This is a genomic window from Nocardioides ginsengisegetis, assembly GCF_014138045.1.
Taxonomy (GTDB): domain Bacteria; phylum Actinomycetota; class Actinomycetes; order Propionibacteriales; family Nocardioidaceae; genus Nocardioides; species Nocardioides ginsengisegetis.
On the sequence record NZ_JACGXA010000001.1, the window covers coordinates 2,103,078 to 2,120,836 of the forward strand.

Here is a 17,759-nt window from a genome sequence, read left to right on the forward strand (position 1 = left end):
CTCCCCTGTGGATCGATCGGACGCCGTGACAGACTAGAACGCGTTCTCATTTCCCACAACGGGCCCCCAGTACGTTCCAGCGACTGGTCAACGAACAACGCCATGCCGGGTAACGCGTCGCACACGGGCTGCGACGCGCGTCACATCTAGGATCGGGGCGTGCTGAGGCGAGACCGATGAGCGACGACCTGTGGGCCTCCTTTGCCCTCGATCCGCGCTCCCCCGCGAACGCCGGCCTCCGGGCCGCCGACCGCGACCGCGACCTGATCCACCAGCTGCTCGGCGAGGCGTACGCCGACGGGCGGCTCGACCGCGAGGAGCTCGACCTGCGGTCGGGCCAGACGTCCGCCGCGCGGACCCTGGGCGAGCTGCCGCCGATCGTGGCCGACCTGGTCGCGCCGACCGGATCGGTGCCGGCGCTGGTCGTCAGCGGCGACCTGCACGCCCGGGCGGTCGAGAAGTACCGCAGCGACCGCCGCGAGGCGTTCATGGGGTTCCTGGGGCCGTCGCTCATCTGCGTGGTGATCTGGTTCGTGCTCACCATGGGCTTCTTCTGGCCGGGGTTCGTCATCGCCGGCACCGGCATCAACCTGGTCCGCACGCTCGTGATGCGGCAGGACATCATCGCCGGGCACGAGCGCAAGCTGGAGAAGAAGCGCCTGCGGGCGCTCGAGGGTCCCGAGGAGCCCGGCATCCCGGAGTCGGACTGATCAGTCCAGGCAGAACTCGTTGCCCTCGGGGTCCTGCATCACGATGAACCCGCTGCCGAGCTCCTCGCCGGGCTCGAAGCGCTGGAACCGGCTCGCCCCGAGCGCCAGGAGCTGCTCGCAGGCCTCCTCGAGGACGGCCATCCGACCCTCGGGCGGCACGCCGGCCGCGGCGCGGACGTCGAGGTGGAGCTTGTTCTTGGCGACCTTGCCCTCGGGCACCTTCTGGAAGAACACGCGCGGCCCGGCGCCATCGGGGTCGACGATGGCGGACCGGTCGTTGCGCGCCTCCGGGGGCACGCCCCAAGCGTCGAGCGCGGCGTCCCAGGTGTCGAAGCCGTCGGGCGGCGGCTGGAGGACGTAGCGCAGGGCGACCGCCCAGAACTCCGCCTGGGCGCCCGGGTCGTGGGCGTCGAAGGTGATCTGGACCTCGCGTGCGCTCATGCGTCCCATCCTGCGGGTCGGTGCTTCCTGGGCAGCTTGGACACGACCAGCCGGTAGGACTCGTCGACGGCCTCGCACAGCTCGTCGTCGGGGATCTCCCCCGAGAACGACAGGTTGTTCCAGCCGGAGCGACCGATGTAGGCCATCACCGTGGCCGCCCCGGGGTAGCGGTCGAGCCACTCGTCGGCAGCCTCGCGGCTCGGGCCGCCCTTGATGCCGACGCCGTCACCGCCGAGGAAGGCGAAGATCTTGCCCGCCGCGCCCTCGCCCACCTTGATGACCGGGTGGTCGTGGTCCCACGGGTTGTCGGGCCAGGCGCCGGGCTTGGCCAGGCAGAACGCCTGCATCTCCGCCGCGTCCATCAGTCGGCGTCCATCAGTCGTCATCCTCGTCGTCGTCGAGCAGGCCCTCCTTGCGGGCGGCGGCGACGATCGAGCGGACGTGGGCGAGGGTGCCGCAGTTGTCGGCGATCCGGGCGTTGCGCTCGGCGGCGAAGGCCTCGCCGAGCTCGGCGCGGACCTTCTCCGAGACCTCGTCGCGGGCGGGGTTGAGGATCGTCAGCTCCTCCTCGGTGAGGTGGTGGTTGACGACCTTGGCGAGCTCCTCGACGGCGTCGTCGAAGGCCTGGGTGTCGGTGCCCTTGAGCTCCAGCACCGCGAGCAGTGCCTCGTGGCCCTCGGCGTGCTCCTCCTCGCCGTGCTCCGCCTCGTGGTCGGAGACCGCGTCCTTGCGGCGCAGCTGGGGGTAGACCTTCGTCTCCTCCGCGAGGGCGTGGGCAACGTGCAGCGTGGCGAAGGCCTGACGGACGGCGTCGCGGTCGGCGCTGCTGTCGCGCAGCTCCCTGAGCAGCGACTCGAAGCGTCGGTGGTCCTCGAGGATCAGCTCGACGACGTCGCCGCTGACCGGGTGTCCGAGATCGATGGTGGTCATGGCACGACCCTAGCCAGCCGCACGGACAGCCGACCTCACCCCATCGACGCGATGCTGGCGGCCAGCTCGTCCCGGCTGGTGTGCCGGCGGGCGCGCTTGCGGTAGCGCCAGACCTGGGTGAGGCCGACCGCCCAGAGGACGTACTGGGCGCTCATCGCCCAGCGGAACGCCTCGGGCGTGTAGTCGGTGCCGCCGCCGGGCGTGCGCCAGTCGAGGATCACGCCGATGCTGACGACGAGCAGCAGGCTGGCGGTGAAGCCGCCCTGGTTGATGATCCCGCTGGCGCTGGCCAGCCGGTGGGGCGGGTTGGAGGTGCGGGCCACGTCGAAGCCGATCATCGAGGCCGGCCCGCCGACCCCCACCACGAACACCAGCAGCACGAGCACCGGCAGCGGGGCGTCGCCGGGCCAGAGCAGCACCACCGTCCAGGCGACCACGATGGCGCCGACGATCGTCAGCGCCATGCTGGAGCGGTGCCAGGGGTGCAGCCCGATCAGCCAGCCGAGCGCCGGGCCGACGAGCATCACGGAGACGACCAGGCAGGTGAGCAGCCCGCCGGCGGCGTTGGGGCTGAGGCCCTCGCCGCGGACGAAGAACGGGTAGCCCCACAGCAGGGCCAGCGCGGTCGAGCTGAACTGGGTGGAGAAGTGGATCCAGAACCCCAGCCGGGTGCCGGGCAGCGCCCACGAGGCGGCCAGGCTCTTGCGGACGGCCGGCAGGGACAGCGCGGGCCCGCGCCGGCTGCGCTCGGCCGGGGAGTCGCGGAGCAGCAGGAGCACGGCGACCGCAAGGACGATGCCGAGCGAGGCGGTGGAGAGGTAGGCCCTGGTCCAGCCGACGTGGCCGAGCGCCCAGGTCATCGGCACGGCGGCGAGCACTCCGCCGAGCTGGCCGAGGGTGCCGGTGAGCTGGGTGATGAGCGGGATCCGGGTGACGGCGAACCAGGTCGCGATCAGGCGCAGCACGCAGATGAACGTCATCGCGTCGCCCATGCCGACGAAGAGGCGGGCCACGAGGGCCTCGGGGTAGGTCTCGGCGAGGGCGAACCCGGTCTGGGCGGCGGTCATCAGCAGCGTGCCGGTGAGCATCACCCGCCGCGGGCCGAAGCGGTCGACCATCAGGCCGACCGGGATCTGCATCGCGGCGTAGACCAGCAGCTGCAGCATCGTGAACGTCGCGAGCTGCGAGGCGGAGATGTCGAAGCGCTCGGTGGCGGCCAGGCCGGCCACCGCGAGCGAGCTGCGGTGGAAGACCGCGAGCAGGTAGACGAGCAGTCCGACCAGCCAGACGACAAAAGCTCCCTTGTAGGGAGGGGTCACTTCGCGCCCGCCGACATCATCTGGCGCAGCTCCTTCTTGAGGTCCCCGATCTCGTCGCGCAGCCGGGCCGCGACCTCGAAGTGCAGCTCGGCGGCCGCGCCCTTCATCTGGTCGGTGAGCTCCTGGATCAGCTGCGCGAGCTCGGCACTCGGCATCCCGGCCAGGTCGGCCGCGTGCTTGCCCGAGGTCTTGGCCGACAGGTTGGGCACCGGGGCCTTGCGGGCCTTCGGGTCCTGGTGCTGCCACGACTCGAGCAGCTCGTGGGTGCTCTCCTCCTCGCGGGCGAGCATCTCGGTGATGTCGGCGATCTTCTTGCGCAGCGGCTGCGGGTCGATGCCGTGGGCGGTGTTGTAGGCGACCTGCTTCTCGCGGCGCCGGTTGGTCTCGTCGATCGCCTTCTCCATGGAGGGCGTGATCTTGTCGGCGTACATGTGCACCTGGCCGGACACGTTGCGGGCCGCGCGGCCGATCGTCTGGATCAGCGACTTGTCGGAGCGCAGGAAGCCCTCCTTGTCGGCGTCGAGGATCGCCACCAGCGACACCTCGGGCAGGTCGAGGCCCTCGCGGAGGAGGTTGATGCCGACGAGGACGTCGTACTCGCCGAGGCGGAGGTCGCGCAGCAGCTCGATCCGCTTGAGGGTGTCGACCTCGGAGTGGAGGTAGCGGGTGCGGATGCCGGCGTCGAGGAGGTAGTCGGTGAGGTCCTCGGACATCTTCTTGGTCAGCGTGGTGACCAGGACCCGCTCGTTCTTCTCCGTGCGGGTGCGGATCTCGTGGATCAGATCGTCGATCTGGCCCTTGGTCGGCTTGACGACCACCTCGGGGTCGATCAGCCCGGTCGGGCGGATGATCTGCTCGACGGTGTCGCCGCCGACCTTGTCGAGCTCGTAGTTGCCGGGCGTCGCCGAGAGGTAGATCGTCTGGCCGATCCGGTCGAGGAACTCCTCCCAGCGCAGCGGCCGGTTGTCCATCGCGCTCGGCAGCCGGAAGCCGTGGTCGACCAGGTTGCGCTTGCGGGACATGTCGCCCTCGTACATGCCGCCGATCTGCGGCACCGCCACGTGGGACTCGTCGACGACGAGGAGGAAGTCCTCGGGGAAGTAGTCGAGGAGGCAGTTGGGTGCCGTGCCCCGCTCGCGGCCGTCGATGTGCATGGAGTAGTTCTCGATGCCCGAGCAGGAGCCGACCTGTCGCATCATCTCGACGTCGTAGGTCGTGCGCATCCGCAGCCGCTGGGCCTCCAGCAGCTTGCCCTGCTTCTCGAAGGTCGCGAGCTGCTGCTCGAGCTCGGTCTCGATGCCGCGGATGGCGCGCTCCATGCGCTCCGGGCCGGCGACGTAGTGGGTCGCGGGGAAGACGTAGAGCTCGGAGTCCTCGGTGACGACCTCGCCGGTGAGCGGGTGCAGCGTCATCAGCCGCTCGATCTCGTCGCCGAAGAACTCGATGCGGACGGCGTGCTCCTCGTAGACCGGGAAGATCTCGAGGGTGTCGCCGCGGACCCGGAAGGTGCCGCGGGTGAAGGTCATGTCGTTCCGCGTGTACTGGATCTCGACCAGTCGGCGCAGGATCGAGTCGCGGTCGTGCTCCTCGCCGACCTTGAGCCGGATCATCCGGTCGACGTACTCCTGCGGGGTGCCGAGGCCGTAGATGCAGGAGACCGTGCTGACCACGATCACGTCGCGCCGGGTCAGCAGCGAGTTGGTCGCGCTGTGGCGCAGCCGCTCGACCTCCTCGTTGATCGAGGAGTCCTTCTCGATGTAGGTGTCGGTCTGAGGCACGTAGGCCTCGGGCTGGTAGTAGTCGTAGTAGGAGACGAAGTACTCGACGGCGTTGTCGGGGAAGAGCTGGCGCAGCTCGTTGGCGAACTGCGCGGCCAGCGTCTTGTTGGGCTGGAGCACCAGCAGCGGGCGCTGCACCTGCTCGGCCACCCACGCCACCGTCGCCGTCTTGCCGGTGCCCGTGGCGCCCAGCAGCACCACGTCCTGGACCCCGGCGTCGATGCGCTTGCTGATCTCCTTGATGGCGGCGGGCTGGTCGCCGGCGGGCTGGTAGTCCGACACCACCTGGAAGGGGGCGACTTTCCGCTCGAGGTCGGTCACGGGGCGCATGCGGACAGCGTACGGCGGGCCGCCGACAGTACTCGCCGGGCCGTGCGACGCTGGGCTCGTGCGCACACGGGGGTGTCGTGGTCTCGCCGGGGCGGTCGCCCTGCTGGCGGTCCTGGGCCTGTCTGCCTGCGGCCACGCCGACGAGCCGGACGTCAGCCTCGAGGGGCGCTGGCGGTTGGAGAGGCTGGTCGACGCGGGGGACGAGACGGTGTTCGCCAAGGCCTCCGGGCCGCCGGTGCTGACCTACATCCTCGAGTACCAGGCGCTCTCCGGCTGTCAGGTGATCGAGTGGAAGACCCACACCGACGGCGAGGACGTGCGGTTCACGGACATGACGGTGGGCTCGATGATGTCGTGCCCGGTGAACTTCGTGGACCTGCTCGACGGCACCTACCCCGACCTGCTGCGTCGTGTCGACCATGCCCGGCGCGGCGACCGCACGCTCGTCCTGAGCGGCGACGACCTGGAGATGACCTTCGTGCCGCTGGACAGTCGTGACAGCTCGCCCGATTGATGTTCGGCAGATGGCGGGGAGACCAGGGCCGAACGCGGGCGGGCGGGTCACTTAGTCCACAGTCGAAGAGTTGTCCCCTTCGACTACGTAGACCTCCATCGGCAAGCGGTGTCGCTGGGCGAACGTCTCGATGGCGGCACGTTGGTCCTCCGTGGGAGGCGCACCCACCTGCACCATGAGCCCGGTTCCGGTGTAGCTGGCGCCCCACGTGCGGAAGTCCTCTGCGAAGCCGGGGACGATCTCACGGAGACGATCGGCGAGGCCGTTGATGTCCTGGTGGCTGTGCTCGGCCCGTTCGATCGCCACCGCGTCCCCGAAGTCGGCGAACCTCTCCTCCGCCAGCGCGACACCCCGGTGGTCAGTCGCCACCAGGACGACGACCGAGTCCGCCTCCCGGACGTACGTACCGGCGAAGTGCGCATCCTGCCGGTCGACCAGGTCCGCCGCCGACTGTCGGGCAGCCTGGTCGGCCGCGTCGAAGACGGAGCGGTCGGGCAGCGTCGGCATCCCCTGGTGGTAGGTCACCCAGTCCGAAGCCGCACGTGCCGCGGTCTCATTCTCCTGCGATGTCGCCGCGCCGCAGCCGAACACGAGCAGTCCGCAGAGCAGCAGGCCGGTCGTCCTCAGGAGCCTCATGCCCAGACGCTATGCCCGAGACCGGACGCCCCCGACCGTTTGTGACCGAACCGCAACGACTAGTAATTCGCGAGCCGGACCGCACTCAGGATGCTCGGCAGGCTGGCCGGGTGGGCCATCGTCAGGTCGGTGAGATCCTCGGGCCGGAACCACCGAAGATCGTCGTGCTCGTCGGGTGCGGCGTTGACCGGTTCCCCGTCCCAGCGCGTGACGAGGAAGGCGTGCATGTCGAGGGTGGCGTCGCTGATCGTCATCGGGACGGGTCGGGGGTCGTGGATGTGGACGCCGAGCTCTTCGAGGCATTCGCGACCCACGGCCTGGTGGGGCAGCTCGTCCGGCTCGACATGTCCGCCGACGAGGTCCCAGCAATCGGGATACCACCGGCGCGACGGGTGGCGATGCACCAGGAGCACGAGGCCGTCGCGCACCAGGGCGGCGACGGCGATCGGGGTCCGGGGAAGCATGGCGGCACCCTAGGCGCGCATGCGCCTGCGCGGAGAACGTGCGTCCACTGACTAGATTGATCCCGTGAGCACTCGCACCCGTTCCACACCCGAGCGCCTGGTGCGGACCATCCGGCGGACGCTGCTCACGGCCATCGGGGTCCAGCTCGCGGTGGCGATCGGGATGTCGGTCGTCGACTCCTACCGGCGCCGCGGCAAGAAGCCCCGGCCGTTCCCCACGACTCCCCCGCGGACGGTCGTGATCGGCGACGGCACCGTCACGACGTACACCTTCGGCAAGGACCTCTTCGACGACATGCTGGCCGCCATCGAGGGCGCGCGCCGGCAGATCCTCTTCGAGACCTACATCTGGAAGGGCGACGAGATCGGCGAGCGGTTCAAGGCCGCGCTGGCAGCCGCGGCCGACCGGGGCGTCGAGGTCTACTGCATCTACGACGGCTTCGCCAACCTCGTCGTCTCGCCGCGGTTCAAGCGCTTCCCGGCCACGATGAAGGTGCTGCGCTACCCCGTCTACACCGCCGGGCTGCGCTTCCTCGACCTGCGCCGCTACGGCCGCGACCACCGCAAGATCCTCGTCGTCGACGACGCGGTCGGCTTCGTCGGCGGCTACAACATCGGCACGCCCTACGAGACCGAGTGGCGCGACACCCACGTCCGGATCACCGGTCCCGGGGTCTGGGACCTCAAGCGGGCCTTCGCGGATTTCTGGAACCTCAACCGGCGTCGCCGGATCCGCACCAGCGAGCGGCCGCTGCTGCTCGAGACCGCCTCGACCTGGGAGCCGCGGATCCGGCTGCACCGCAACGTGCCGCGGCTGTGGATGTTCCCCATCCGCGGGATGTACCTCGAGGCGATCAACCGGGCCAGCCGCAACGTGTGGATGACGTGCGCCTACTTCATCCCCGACCAGGACTTCGTCGACGCCATGAAGGCGGCCGCGCGCCGCGGGGTCGACGTACGCCTGCTGGTGCCGCACAAGTCCAACCACATCGTGGCCGACTGGATCTCGCGCGGCTACTTCAGCCAGCTGCTCGACGCGGGCGTGCGGATCTTCCGCTTCCGCGACGCGATGGTGCACGCCAAGACCTCGACCGTCGACGGCACCTGGTCGACGGTCGGCACCGCCAACGTCGACCGGCTCAGCCTGCAGGGCAACTACGAGATCAACGTCGAGGTCATCGACGAGGAGCTCGCCAAGACGCTCGAGGAGATCTTCAGCGTCGACGAGTCCAACAGCCTCGAGCTCACCAGCGGTGAGTGGGAGGCGCGCGACCTGCACCGCAAGTTCACCGAGTTCGTGCTCGCGCCCTTGCGGCCCCTGCTGTAGCAGTCAGCGCGCGATCGACACCCGGAGGTCGCCCGCCTCACCGGGAACGACCCGCAGGTGCAGGCGGCCCCGCGCGTCGGCGACCACGCGGCCCGGGCCGGTGCCTCCGACGTACGTGACGCGGTAGGCGCGCCCCGGCCCGTACGACGCGGGCGTGCGGACCGTCGCCGGCGAGCCGGCGTAGCCGAAGCCGGCGACGGACGCGTCCTCGAGGCGAGACCACGCCTGGGCCTCCGCACGATGGGTGACCACGCGCCAGTGCCACTGGCTCCAGGTCCCGTCGACCGACCGGTAGTCGATGGCTTCCGGGCGCGACCGGTGCTCGGCGACCACGTCGGCGAGGTGCGGGAGGTAGGTGCGCAGGTCCCGTGCCCAGTAGGGCCAGCTGTGCGTGCCCGGACCGTAGTCGTCGTAGGCGTAGGCGACGCCGGCGGCATCCGCGGCCTGGACGAAGTAGCCCGTCGACTCGTGCACCGCCGCCTCGATCGCCGTGGCGCCGCTGTTGGGCGCGGCCGGGTCGTCGTAGGGCCCGGGCTGCCCGTTGCCGCACCAGAGCTGGAGGTCGGTGTCGGCGAGGTTGGTGACCAGGGACGCGGGGTTGTGGCCCTTCCAGTTGATGGCGCGCGCGACGGGGTCCCCGAAGATCGCGTCGGGCTGCACCCCGTCGAGGCCCACGGTGATGGCGCGCACAAGCGACTGGCCGAGGGCCTGGGCCCGCGGGTCCTCGGCGATGTCGGGAGCACCGGAGAACGACGCCGCCGACACGAACATGTCGGGGTGGCGGGCGGCGTAGGAGAACGACCCGAAGCCACCCTGGGAGAGCCCGGCGATCGCCCGGCCCCAGCGCGCCCGGACGGTGCGGAGGTTGGCATCCACCCACGGCACCAGCTGGTCGATGTGGAAGGTCTCCCAGTTGGCCCGGCCCAGGGCGGTGTGCTGGTCGGCCCAGTCGGCGAACCACGAGCCGCCGTTGGAGTCGTAGCCCATGTCCGGCATCACGACGACGAACGGTTGGTCGCGCGTCGCCTTGCGGGCCTCTCCCGAGTCGACCCAGTCGTTGGCTCCCCCGCTGGTGCCGTGGAAGAGGTAGAGGGACGGGTAGCGCCGCGACGTCGTGTCGTAGCCGCGCGGCAGCAGGATCGTGACGCGCACCGGCCGCTGCAGCTGCCGGGTCGCGACGACGAGGTGCCACTCGCGCGGGCTCGACGCCTCGGCCGAGACGACGTGCAGCCCGTGCCCGTCGGAGAACGGCGACGCGTGCGCCGCGACCGACGCAGCCGGAGCCGCGCTGGCCGCGGGCACTCCGGTCGAGGCGAGCGCCAGCAGGAGCAACGGAGCAGCCAGCCGGCGCGCGCGCATGGTCACCGCGCCCGCGGGATGTCGATGATCGAGCTCAGCTGCAGCGCCTTGGCCTTGTCGCCCTTGACCTTCAGCTGACCCTTGAGCACACCCGTGACCGGGTTGAGGTGACCGGTGGCGAGCCGCAGGTAGTCGTGGCCCTCGCACGTCACCGTCGCGTCGCGGCGCTCGCCCTCGTCACCCTGCTCAACGGTGGCGACGCCGCCCTGGACGCGGACGACGTAGCGCTCGACCTCGCCGGAGGGGTTGCCCAGCAGCCGGAACCCGATGGTCAGGTCAGCCTTGGCGGCCTTGCGCTCGTTGAGGAAGTCGGGCAGCCGGCGGAAGATCTCGCCCAGCACGATCGGCCGGAAGGCCGAGGCCATCACCCGCTTGAGGTGGTCGGGGCGTACGTCGGCGAGGGCCGTCGCCACGTCGACCGGGTCCAGCGTGGTGGGGTCGAGGGCGATCTCGCCGGTGCCGGGCAGCTTGAAGATCCCCCCGACGGCGAGCGCCAGCATCGCGTCGCCCTCGATGTCGAGCTTGCCGGAGAGGTATTCCAGGCCGGCGTTGCGCTCGCCCGACACGAGCCGCACGAAGCGGACCAGGCTGGTGGAGATGACCACGTCGACCGGGGTCTGTGCGTCCAGGTCGGGCACGAGGGTCATCGCGCCGGCGTCGAACCGGAGCGCCCGTCGCTCCAGCAGCGTGCCGCGACGCTCGAGGTCGAAGCGGACGATCCCGCGGAGCTCGGCGAGCCGCTCGGCGACGGCGTACTCGTGGAGGCGCGCGAGCAGGCCCCGGACCGCGGCGGGCCGGATGTCGTCGCGGGCGAGCAGCTCGAGGAGCTCGTCGTCGGACGTGGCGCGGATCGCGTCGACCAGCGCCTCGGGGTCCACCGTCGCGAAGAACGCGGTGGCCTCCTCCAGGCCGTCGGTGCGGAGGTGGCCGAGGTCGAGATGTACCTGTGTCATCGGGTCACAGATATCACGAGTGCGGCACCGACGAGGGCAGGTGGGTCGGCAGCGACATCCGCGCCCCGCGCCGGGGCCGGTGCAGTCCGGCGAGGCCCACCAGCGCCTGCACCCGGCCACGGTGCGGCCGCCAGGGCTCGAGGTAGGCCTCGAGCTCCTCGTCGGTGAACGGCGTACCGGTCAGCGCCCAGCCGATGTCCTTGGCCACGTGGTAGTCGAAGAAGGACACCGCGTCGGCGTCGCCGAGGGCTCGTTGGCGCACCTCGGCACTCGTCCATACCCCGACGCCGGGCTGGCTGCGGAGGCGGCGGTCGGCCTCCTCGACGGGTACGCCGGCGGCGCGCTCGAGCGCGTCCGCGACCCGGGCCACGGTGACGACCGTGCGGGAGCGGGCCGGGTCGATGTGGAGCCGGAGCCACTCCCACGACGGGATCTGGCGGAGCTGCTCGGGCGTCGGCTGCACCCACAGCTTGAGGTCGTGGCCCGGTCCGGGGGCGCGCTCGCCGAAGCGGTGCACCAGCGCGCGGAAGCCGGCGAAGGCCTCCTGGCCGGTCACCTTCTGCTCGATGATGGCCGGGACCAGCGCCTCCATGACCAGGCCGCTCCGGCCCAGCCGCCAGGTGGAGTGGTGGCGCCAGGCCTCGGCAAGCACGGGGTGACGGGGCTCGAAGCCGGACACGTCGTCCAGGGCACCGAGCAGGCCGGGCACCGACTCCAGCGCCCAGTCGGCCCCCTCGCCCCAGGCCGCGGCCTCGATCTCGCCGTCGGCAGGGCGCGGCGTGACCGCGAGCGTGGCGGTGCCCTCGGGGGTCCGGATGCCCCGCCAGATCCGGCCGGACTCGTCGGTGCGGTAGGTCGGGTCGCTCCCGCCGTGGCGCTGCTGCGCCATGATCCGACCGGCAGGGCAGGCCCAGTCCGGGCGCCAGGTGCGGGTGCGTCCGGAGCTCACCCGCACGACGCTAGCCGATCTGTCGGTGCGTCCCGCCACAATGGCTGCGTGCTCCTCTCCGACCTCGTCGCCACCTCCGGCGCCGTGGCGGCCACCCGGTCCCGCAAGGCCAAGGTCGCCGCGATCGCCACGCTGCTCGCGGCCGCCTCGTCCGAGGAGGTCGAGACCGTCACGTCCTACCTCGGTGGCGCGCTGCGCCAGCGGCGCACGGGCCTGGGCTGGCGCAGCGTCAGCGACTTGCCGGCGCCGGCGGACGAGCCGTCGCTCACCGTCCTCGGCGTGCACGACGCCTTCGAGGCGATCGCGTCCATCGGCGGCGCCGGCTCGCAGGCCGCCCGCGCGGCCGCGGTGGTCGACCTGTTCGGCCGCGCGACCGCCGACGAGCAGGCCTGGCTGCGCGGCGTCGTGACCGGCGCGCTCCGCCAAGGGGCGCTGGACGCGCTGGCCCAGGAGGCCGTGGCGGTCGCGGCCGGCGTGCCGCTCCCCACCGTTCGTCGGGCAGCAATGCTGGCGGGCTCGACCACCCAGGTCGTGGTGGCGGCGATGACCGGCGGCGAGGAGGCACTCGCCGCCTTCGGCCTCGAGGTCGGGCGTCCGGTCCTGCCGATGCTGGCCTCCAGCGCCCCCGACGTGGGCGCCGCGATCACCAAGGCCGGCGGCTCGCCCGACCTCCCGGTGGCCGTCGACGTGAAGCTCGACGGCATCCGCATCCAGGTGCACCGCGAGGGCGACGACGTCCGCATCGCCACGCGCACCCTCGACGACATCACCGGCCGCCTCCCCGAGGTCGTCGCCGTCGCCCGGGCCCTGCCCGCGGAGCGGTTCGTGCTCGACGGCGAGGCGATCGCGCTCGACGACGACGGCCGGCCACGCCCCTTCCAGGAGACCGCCTCCCGCACGGCGATGGAGTCCGGCGTCGAGGTCACGCCCTACTTCTTCGACGTCCTGCACCTCGACGGCGAGGACCTCCTCGACTCCCCCGGCACCGACCGGCTCGCGGCCCTCGAGCGGCTCGTCCCCGAGCGCCACCGGGTGCCGCGTCTCGTCACCGGCGACCCCGATGCCGCGTCGGACTTCCTGGCCGACGCGATCCGCGCGGGCCACGAGGGCGTCGTGGTCAAGGACCTCGCCGCGGCCTACGAGGCCGGCCGACGCGGCTCGTCGTGGGTCAAGGTCAAGCCGGTGCACACCCTCGACCTCGTGGTGCTCGCCGTCGAGTGGGGCTCGGGCCGGCGCCAGGGCTGGCTGTCCAACATCCACCTCGGCGCCCGGGCCGACGACGGCGACGGCTTCGTGATGCTCGGCAAGACCTTCAAGGGGATGACCGACGAGATGCTCGCCTGGCAGACCGAGCGGTTCACCGACCTGGCCCTCGATCCGCCCACGGTCAAGGACCACTACGTCGTCCCGGTCCGGCCCGAGCAGGTGGTCGAGATCGCCCTCGACGGCATCCAGCGCTCCACCCGCTATCCCGGCGGGATCGCCCTGCGCTTCGCCCGCGTCGTGCGCTACCGCGACGACAAGACGCCCGCCGAGGCCGACACCCTCGCAGGCGTGCGGGAGATGTTCGGACACTGAGACGCCCGTCCCTCCCCCGCGGGGCCGGGCAGCCTCGGGTCGGGCGCCATCCTCACCAGGCACGGCGCTGGCGTCACGCCGGTTGCAGGATCCTGCAAGCCGGGCCCGTCACTCCTCGGTGTCGGCCACCTGCTGGAGCCGGAGACCCGCCGAGAAGCGGGACCGGACCCCCAGCGCCTCCATCAGGGCGGCGATGTCGGACCGCACGGTCCGGACGCTCACGCCCAGCGTCGCGGCGACCACCTCGTCCCGCGCGTCGGTCGCCAGCATCGCCACGATCTGCTGCTGCCGCGGAGTCAGGCCGTCGACCTGGCCGGGCTCCTCCGAGGTCGAGAAGGAGGACGCGACCACGGCCTCCCAGTAGCCACGGGCGGCCGCCAGGCACGCGGGCGACTGCACGGCCATCACGGTCGGCTCGCCGTCGACGAACGGCCCCTGGAGCAGGACGGTGCGTCGGTCCACGATCTTCATCTGCACCGTGGCGAAGGCGAAGCGGTAGCACTCGCTCCCCTCGCCGGCCAGCAGCAGGCGGGCTCCGCGGTCGAGGCGGTCGTAGTCGAAGAGGCTGACCATCCGCAGCCCGCGCTCGAGCAGGGCGCGGTTGTTGGGCAGGCTGACGCGGAGCTGGGCCACGGTCGCCGCCGGCCGCACCGAGCAGAGCTCACGCCAGTCGTACGCCGCCCGCATCATCCAGTCGTTGGTGCCGTCGATGCCGCGGGCCATGACCTGCGCCTCGACGTCCTCGCCCCGGGACAGGGCCGCGGCCACCTGGCTGCGGCGCACCTGCAGCAGCGCAGCGGCGTCGAGCACCGCCTGGCGAGCCGCCTCATCGATCCGGTTGCGGGGACCGAGTCCCTCGCCGACGTCCGATGTCATCGCTTCCCCCACGTTCCCGGAATCCTCGGGCCGCATGCTAGCCGGGACACCCCGTCACTCTCGTGGCACGGACGTGTCACACACCGTTGCAACATCGCTACGATGGATCCATGTCCAGTCCGACCCCCGAGACCGACGGACGCCGCTCGGCGGCCGCGGTGCGACGGCGGGCCCGGGAGCGCGAGATCCTCGCCGCGACCCGCGCCCTCTTCGACGAGCGCGGTGTGCGTGACGCCCAGATCGAGGACGTCGCGAAGGCCGTCGGCATCAACCGGGCCATCGTCTACCGCCACTTCACCGGCAAGGAGGAGCTGTTCGCGCTCACCCTGGTCGGCTACCTCGACGAGCTGCGGGAGGCGCTGACCCGGGCCACCGAGGCCCACGAGGACGTGCGCGAGCGGTTGCAGGCGATCGTCGGCGCGTTCGTCGACTACGGCCTGCAGTACCCCGCCTTCATCGACTGCGCCCAGACCCTGATGCGCCGCAGCGGCCCCGAGCTGCTCGACGAGATGAGCGAGAGCGCGCTCTTCCGGCTGGGCCGCGGCATCTCCGGGTGCCTCGCGACGCTCACCGCGGCCCTCCAGGCGGGCGTGGACTCCGGCGAGTTCACCGTCGCCGACCCGACGCTGCTCGCCAACACGCTCTACGCCAGCGGCCTCGGTGCGCTGCAGCTCGCCCGCGTGGGCATCCTCGTCACCGAAGTCGCGCCCGGCATCCCGACCGTCGGCGAGATCTCGCCGCAGCAGGTCAAGGAGTACCTCGTCGCCTCCGCGCTCGCGCTCGCCGAGAAGCGCTGACGCGGAGGGCGACGGAGGAGCGACGGCGCTCAGCGCTCCAGGATGGCGACGACGCCCTGGCCGCCGGCGGCGCACACGGAGATCAGGCCGCGGCCCGAGCCCTTCTGCGCGAGGAGCTTGCCCAGCACGTTGACGATCCGGCCGCCGGTCGCGGCGAACGGGTGGCCCGCGGCGAGCGAGGAGCCGTTGACGTTGAGCTTGCTGCGGTCGATCGAGCCGAGCGGGGCGTCGAGGCCGAGGCGCTCCTTGCAGAACACCGGGTCCTCCCAGGCCTTCAGCGTGGAGAGCACCTGCGAGGCGAACGCCTCGTGGATCTCGTAGAAGTCGAAGTCCTGCAGGGTCAGGCCCTCGCGCTCGAGCATCCGCGCCACGGCGTACGCCGGAGCCATGAGCAGGCCCTCGCCGCCGTGCACGTAGTCGACGGCGGCCGTCTCGTAGGCGGTGAGGTAGGCGAGCGGCTCGTGGCCGTGGGCCTTGGCCCACTCCTCCGAGGCGAGCAGCACCACGGACGCGCCATCGGTGAGCGGCGTGGAGTTGCCGGCGGTCATGGTGGCGGCCTCGCCCTTGCCGAAGACCGGCTTGAGCTTGGCGAGCTTCTCGACGGTGGAGTCGGCGCGGAGGTTCTGGTCGCGCTCGAGGCCGCGGAACGGCGTGATCTGGTCGTCGAGGAAGCCGGCGTCGTACGCCGCGGCGAGGTGCTGGTGCGACAGCGCCGCGAGCTCATCCTGCTCCTCGCGGCCGATCTGCCACTCCAGGGCGGTCAGGGCGGCGTGGTCGCCCATGGCGAGGCCGGTGCGGGGCTCGCCGTTCTGCGGGATGGCCGGGACGATGTCACCGGGGCGCACCTTGGCCAGCGCCGCGAGGCGGCCCTTGAGGTCCTTGGCGCGGTTGAGCTCGAGCAGGATCTTGCGCAGGCCCTCGCCCACGGCGATCGGGGCGTCGGACGTGGTGTCGGTGCCACCGGCGATGCCGACCTCGATCTGGCCGAGCGCGATCTTGTTGGCGACCTGGATCGCGGCCTGGAGGCCGGTGCCGCAGGCCTGCTGGATGTCGGTCGCGGGCGACTCCGGCGAGAGCTTCGAGCCGAGCACCGACTCGCGGGTCAGGTTGAAGTCGCGCGAGTGCTTGAGCACGGCGCCGGCGACGACCTCGCCGACCCGCTCACCCTCGAGGCCGAACCGGGTGACCAGGCCGTCGATCGCGGCAGTCAGCATGTCCTGGTTGGAGGCGGTCGCGTAGACAGTGTTGGACCGGGCGAACGGGATGCGGTTGCCACCGATCACGGCGACGCGGCGAGTGCTGGAGTTCATGGGCCACATCCTTGCCCTCGCGGCCTCGCGCGTGAAGGCTATGAGGGCCATCTCACGAAATGTGGACTCTGAGTTACACCTCTAGTTACATGATGGCGGACCCGACCGAGTCTCGACGGGCTCGACCACCGACCTGCGGAGGAACGCACACCCATGAGCGACCGTTACCAGGGCTTCACCCAGTCGCCGATCGGCAAGCTGCTGGTCAAGAACCTCGGCCTGCCCGCCCCCACGAAGCTCGAGCGGTACGTCGCCGGCGCCCCGCTCGTGGACGGCACCGTTGTCGTCGGCGGCAAGGGCCGCCTCGCCGAGTCGCTGACCGGCCTCCTCGACCTGCTCGGGATCGCCTCGACCGAGGCGACCGAGGACGGCCAGCGCTACAAGGCGCTCGTCTTCGACGCGACCGGGCTGACCTCCTCCTCAGACCTCGTCGCCCTCCGCGACTTCTTCACCCCGCTGCTGCGCAGCCTCGAGTCCTGCCCGCGCGTGGTCGTGCTCGGCACCCCGCCGGAGCAGGTCAGCGGCGGCGAGCGCGTCGCCCAGCGCGCCCTCGAGGGCTTCACCCGCAGCCTCGGCAAGGAGATCGGCAAGGGCGGCACCGTCCAGCTCGTCTACGTCGCCGACGGCGCCGAGGCGGCGGTCGCCTCGACCCTGGCGTTCCTGCTCTCCCCCAAGTCGGCCTACGTCTCCGGCCAGGTCGTGCGGATCGGCGCCACCGGCACCAAGAAGGCCGTCGAGGTCGCCGACTGGCAGCGCCCGCTCGAGGGCAAGATCGCCCTGGTCACCGGCGCCAGCCGCGGCATCGGCGAGCAGATCGCCCGGGTGCTTCACCGCGACGGCGCGACCGTCGTCGGGGTCGACGTACCGCAGGCGGCCGACGACCTCGTGCACCTGATGAAGGAGCTCGACGGCGACCACCTCGCCCTCGACATCACCGCCAAGGACGCCCCGCAGCGGATCGCCCACCACCTGACCGAGAAGCACGGCGGGGTCGACGTGGTCGTCCACAACGCCGGCATCACCCGCGACAAGAAGCTCGCCAACATGGACGAGGCCCGCTGGGAGTCGGTGATCGGGGTCAACCTCACCGCCCCCGAGCGGATCACCCGCGAGCTGCTGGACCAGAAGGTCATCAACAAGAACGGCCGGATCATCGGTGTCGCGTCGATCGCCGGCATCGCGGGCAACGTCGGCCAGACCAACTACGCCGCCTCCAAGGCCGGCGTCATCGGCTTCGTCGACTCCCTCGCCGACGAGCTGAAGGACGGCATCACGATCAACGCCGTGGCCCCCGGCTTCATCATCACCGCGATGACCGCCGCCGTGCCGTTCGCGACCCGCGAGGTCGGCCAGCGGCTCAACGCGATGTCGCAGGGCGGCCTGCCGGTCGACGTCGCCGAGACGATCGCGTGGTACGCCTCCCCCGGGTCCACCGCCGTCAACGGCAACGTGGTCCGCGTCTGCGGCCAGATGATGCTGGGCGCCTGA

Annotated in this window: 18 protein-coding genes; 6 read left to right on the forward strand and 12 right to left on the reverse strand. The window is 71.4% G+C overall.

The annotated features are described in order from the left end of the window. Positions 1-176 precede the first annotated feature (176 nt). Complete coding sequence (locus FB382_RS10110) at positions 177-710, forward strand: DUF1707 SHOCT-like domain-containing protein (RefSeq protein ID WP_182538843.1); 534 nt, start codon at positions 177-179, stop codon at positions 708-710. On the opposite strand, the gene FB382_RS10115 is transcribed toward FB382_RS10110, so the two are convergent. Genes FB382_RS10115 through uvrB form a run of 5 tightly spaced genes read right to left on the reverse strand, consistent with a single transcriptional unit; the run spans position 711 to position 5,508 of the window. Then, positions 711-1,151, reverse strand: a complete 441-nt coding sequence (locus FB382_RS10115) for a VOC family protein (protein WP_220481317.1) — start codon at positions 1,149-1,151, stop codon at positions 711-713. It abuts the gene before it with no gap. After that, positions 1,148-1,537 carry an MmcQ/YjbR family DNA-binding protein gene (locus tag FB382_RS10120; RefSeq protein WP_246377137.1) on the reverse strand — a complete coding sequence of 130 codons (390 nt, stop codon included), beginning with the start codon at positions 1,535-1,537 and terminating at the stop codon, positions 1,148-1,150. Before FB382_RS10120 ends, FB382_RS10115 begins: the two co-directional genes overlap by 4 nt. Next, positions 1,527-2,081 (reverse strand): hemerythrin domain-containing protein, encoded by a 555-nt coding sequence (locus FB382_RS10125; RefSeq protein ID WP_182538847.1) that lies wholly within the window; start codon positions 2,079-2,081, stop codon positions 1,527-1,529. The genes FB382_RS10120 and FB382_RS10125 overlap by 11 nt, the downstream gene beginning before the upstream one ends. Positions 2,082-2,116: 35 nt before the next feature. Then, positions 2,117-3,400: an MFS transporter gene (locus FB382_RS10130; RefSeq protein ID WP_182538849.1), complete on the reverse strand. Its 1,284-nt coding sequence runs from the start codon at positions 3,398-3,400 to the stop codon at positions 2,117-2,119. Beyond that, on the reverse strand, positions 3,397-5,508 hold the full coding sequence (gene uvrB / locus FB382_RS10135) for an excinuclease ABC subunit UvrB (protein WP_182538851.1): 2,112 nt from the start codon (positions 5,506-5,508) through the stop codon (positions 3,397-3,399). Before uvrB ends, FB382_RS10130 begins: the two co-directional genes overlap by 4 nt. A 58-nt stretch (positions 5,509-5,566) precedes the next feature. Here uvrB and FB382_RS10140 point away from each other — a divergent pair, with 58 nt between their 5' ends. Further along, a complete protein-coding gene (locus FB382_RS10140; protein WP_182538853.1) occupies positions 5,567-6,022 on the forward strand; it encodes a hypothetical protein in 456 nt (151 codons plus the stop codon). 51 nt (positions 6,023-6,073) lie between these two features. Here FB382_RS10140 and FB382_RS10145 read toward each other — a convergent pair whose 3' ends face one another. After that, the gene (locus tag FB382_RS10145; RefSeq protein ID WP_182538855.1) at positions 6,074-6,658 is read right to left on the reverse strand and encodes a hypothetical protein; all 585 of its coding nucleotides are present in this window, start codon (positions 6,656-6,658) and stop codon (positions 6,074-6,076) included. Positions 6,659-6,717: 59 nt separating this feature from the next. Continuing rightward, the gene (locus FB382_RS10150; protein ID WP_182538857.1) at positions 6,718-7,122 is read right to left on the reverse strand and encodes an NUDIX domain-containing protein; all 405 of its coding nucleotides are present in this window, start codon (positions 7,120-7,122) and stop codon (positions 6,718-6,720) included. 64 nt (positions 7,123-7,186) lie between these two features. Here FB382_RS10150 and FB382_RS10155 point away from each other — a divergent pair, with 64 nt between their 5' ends. Next, positions 7,187-8,449 carry a phospholipase D-like domain-containing protein gene (locus FB382_RS10155; protein WP_343055551.1) on the forward strand — a complete coding sequence of 421 codons (1,263 nt, stop codon included), beginning with the start codon at positions 7,187-7,189 and terminating at the stop codon, positions 8,447-8,449. Positions 8,450-8,452: 3 nt separating this feature from the next. Here the strand turns inward: FB382_RS10155 and FB382_RS10160 are convergent, their stop codons facing one another. Genes FB382_RS10160 through FB382_RS10170 form a run of 3 tightly spaced genes read right to left on the reverse strand, consistent with a single transcriptional unit; the run spans position 8,453 to position 11,710 of the window. Beyond that, a complete protein-coding gene (locus FB382_RS10160) occupies positions 8,453-9,808 on the reverse strand; it encodes an alpha/beta hydrolase (RefSeq protein ID WP_182538859.1) in 1,356 nt (451 codons plus the stop codon). A 2-nt stretch (positions 9,809-9,810) separates the two neighbouring features. Continuing rightward, a complete protein-coding gene (locus FB382_RS10165; protein ID WP_182538861.1) occupies positions 9,811-10,761 on the reverse strand; it encodes an SCP2 sterol-binding domain-containing protein in 951 nt (316 codons plus the stop codon). Between the two features lie 13 nt (positions 10,762-10,774). After that, complete coding sequence (locus FB382_RS10170; RefSeq protein ID WP_343055552.1) at positions 10,775-11,710, reverse strand: DNA-3-methyladenine glycosylase family protein; 936 nt, start codon at positions 11,708-11,710, stop codon at positions 10,775-10,777. A 48-nt stretch (positions 11,711-11,758) separates the two neighbouring features. On the opposite strand from FB382_RS10170, the gene FB382_RS10175 reads away from it, so the two are divergent. Beyond that, positions 11,759-13,288 (forward strand): ATP-dependent DNA ligase, encoded by a 1,530-nt coding sequence (locus FB382_RS10175; RefSeq protein ID WP_182538863.1) that lies wholly within the window; start codon positions 11,759-11,761, stop codon positions 13,286-13,288. A gap of 108 nt (positions 13,289-13,396) precedes the next feature. Here the strand turns inward: FB382_RS10175 and FB382_RS10180 are convergent, their stop codons facing one another. Next, on the reverse strand, positions 13,397-14,164 hold the full coding sequence (locus tag FB382_RS10180; protein WP_182538865.1) for a helix-turn-helix transcriptional regulator: 768 nt from the start codon (positions 14,162-14,164) through the stop codon (positions 13,397-13,399). Between the two features lie 110 nt (positions 14,165-14,274). Here FB382_RS10180 and FB382_RS10185 point away from each other — a divergent pair, with 110 nt between their 5' ends. Further along, positions 14,275-14,961: a TetR/AcrR family transcriptional regulator gene (locus tag FB382_RS10185; protein ID WP_182538867.1), complete on the forward strand. Its 687-nt coding sequence runs from the start codon at positions 14,275-14,277 to the stop codon at positions 14,959-14,961. Between the two features lie 29 nt (positions 14,962-14,990). Here the strand turns inward: FB382_RS10185 and FB382_RS10190 are convergent, their stop codons facing one another. After that, on the reverse strand, positions 14,991-16,271 hold the full coding sequence (locus tag FB382_RS10190; protein ID WP_182538869.1) for an acetyl-CoA C-acetyltransferase: 1,281 nt from the start codon (positions 16,269-16,271) through the stop codon (positions 14,991-14,993). Positions 16,272-16,424: 153 nt separating this feature from the next. Here FB382_RS10190 and FB382_RS10195 point away from each other — a divergent pair, with 153 nt between their 5' ends. Beyond that, positions 16,425-17,759, forward strand: a complete 1,335-nt coding sequence (locus FB382_RS10195) for a 3-oxoacyl-ACP reductase (RefSeq protein WP_182538871.1) — start codon at positions 16,425-16,427, stop codon at positions 17,757-17,759.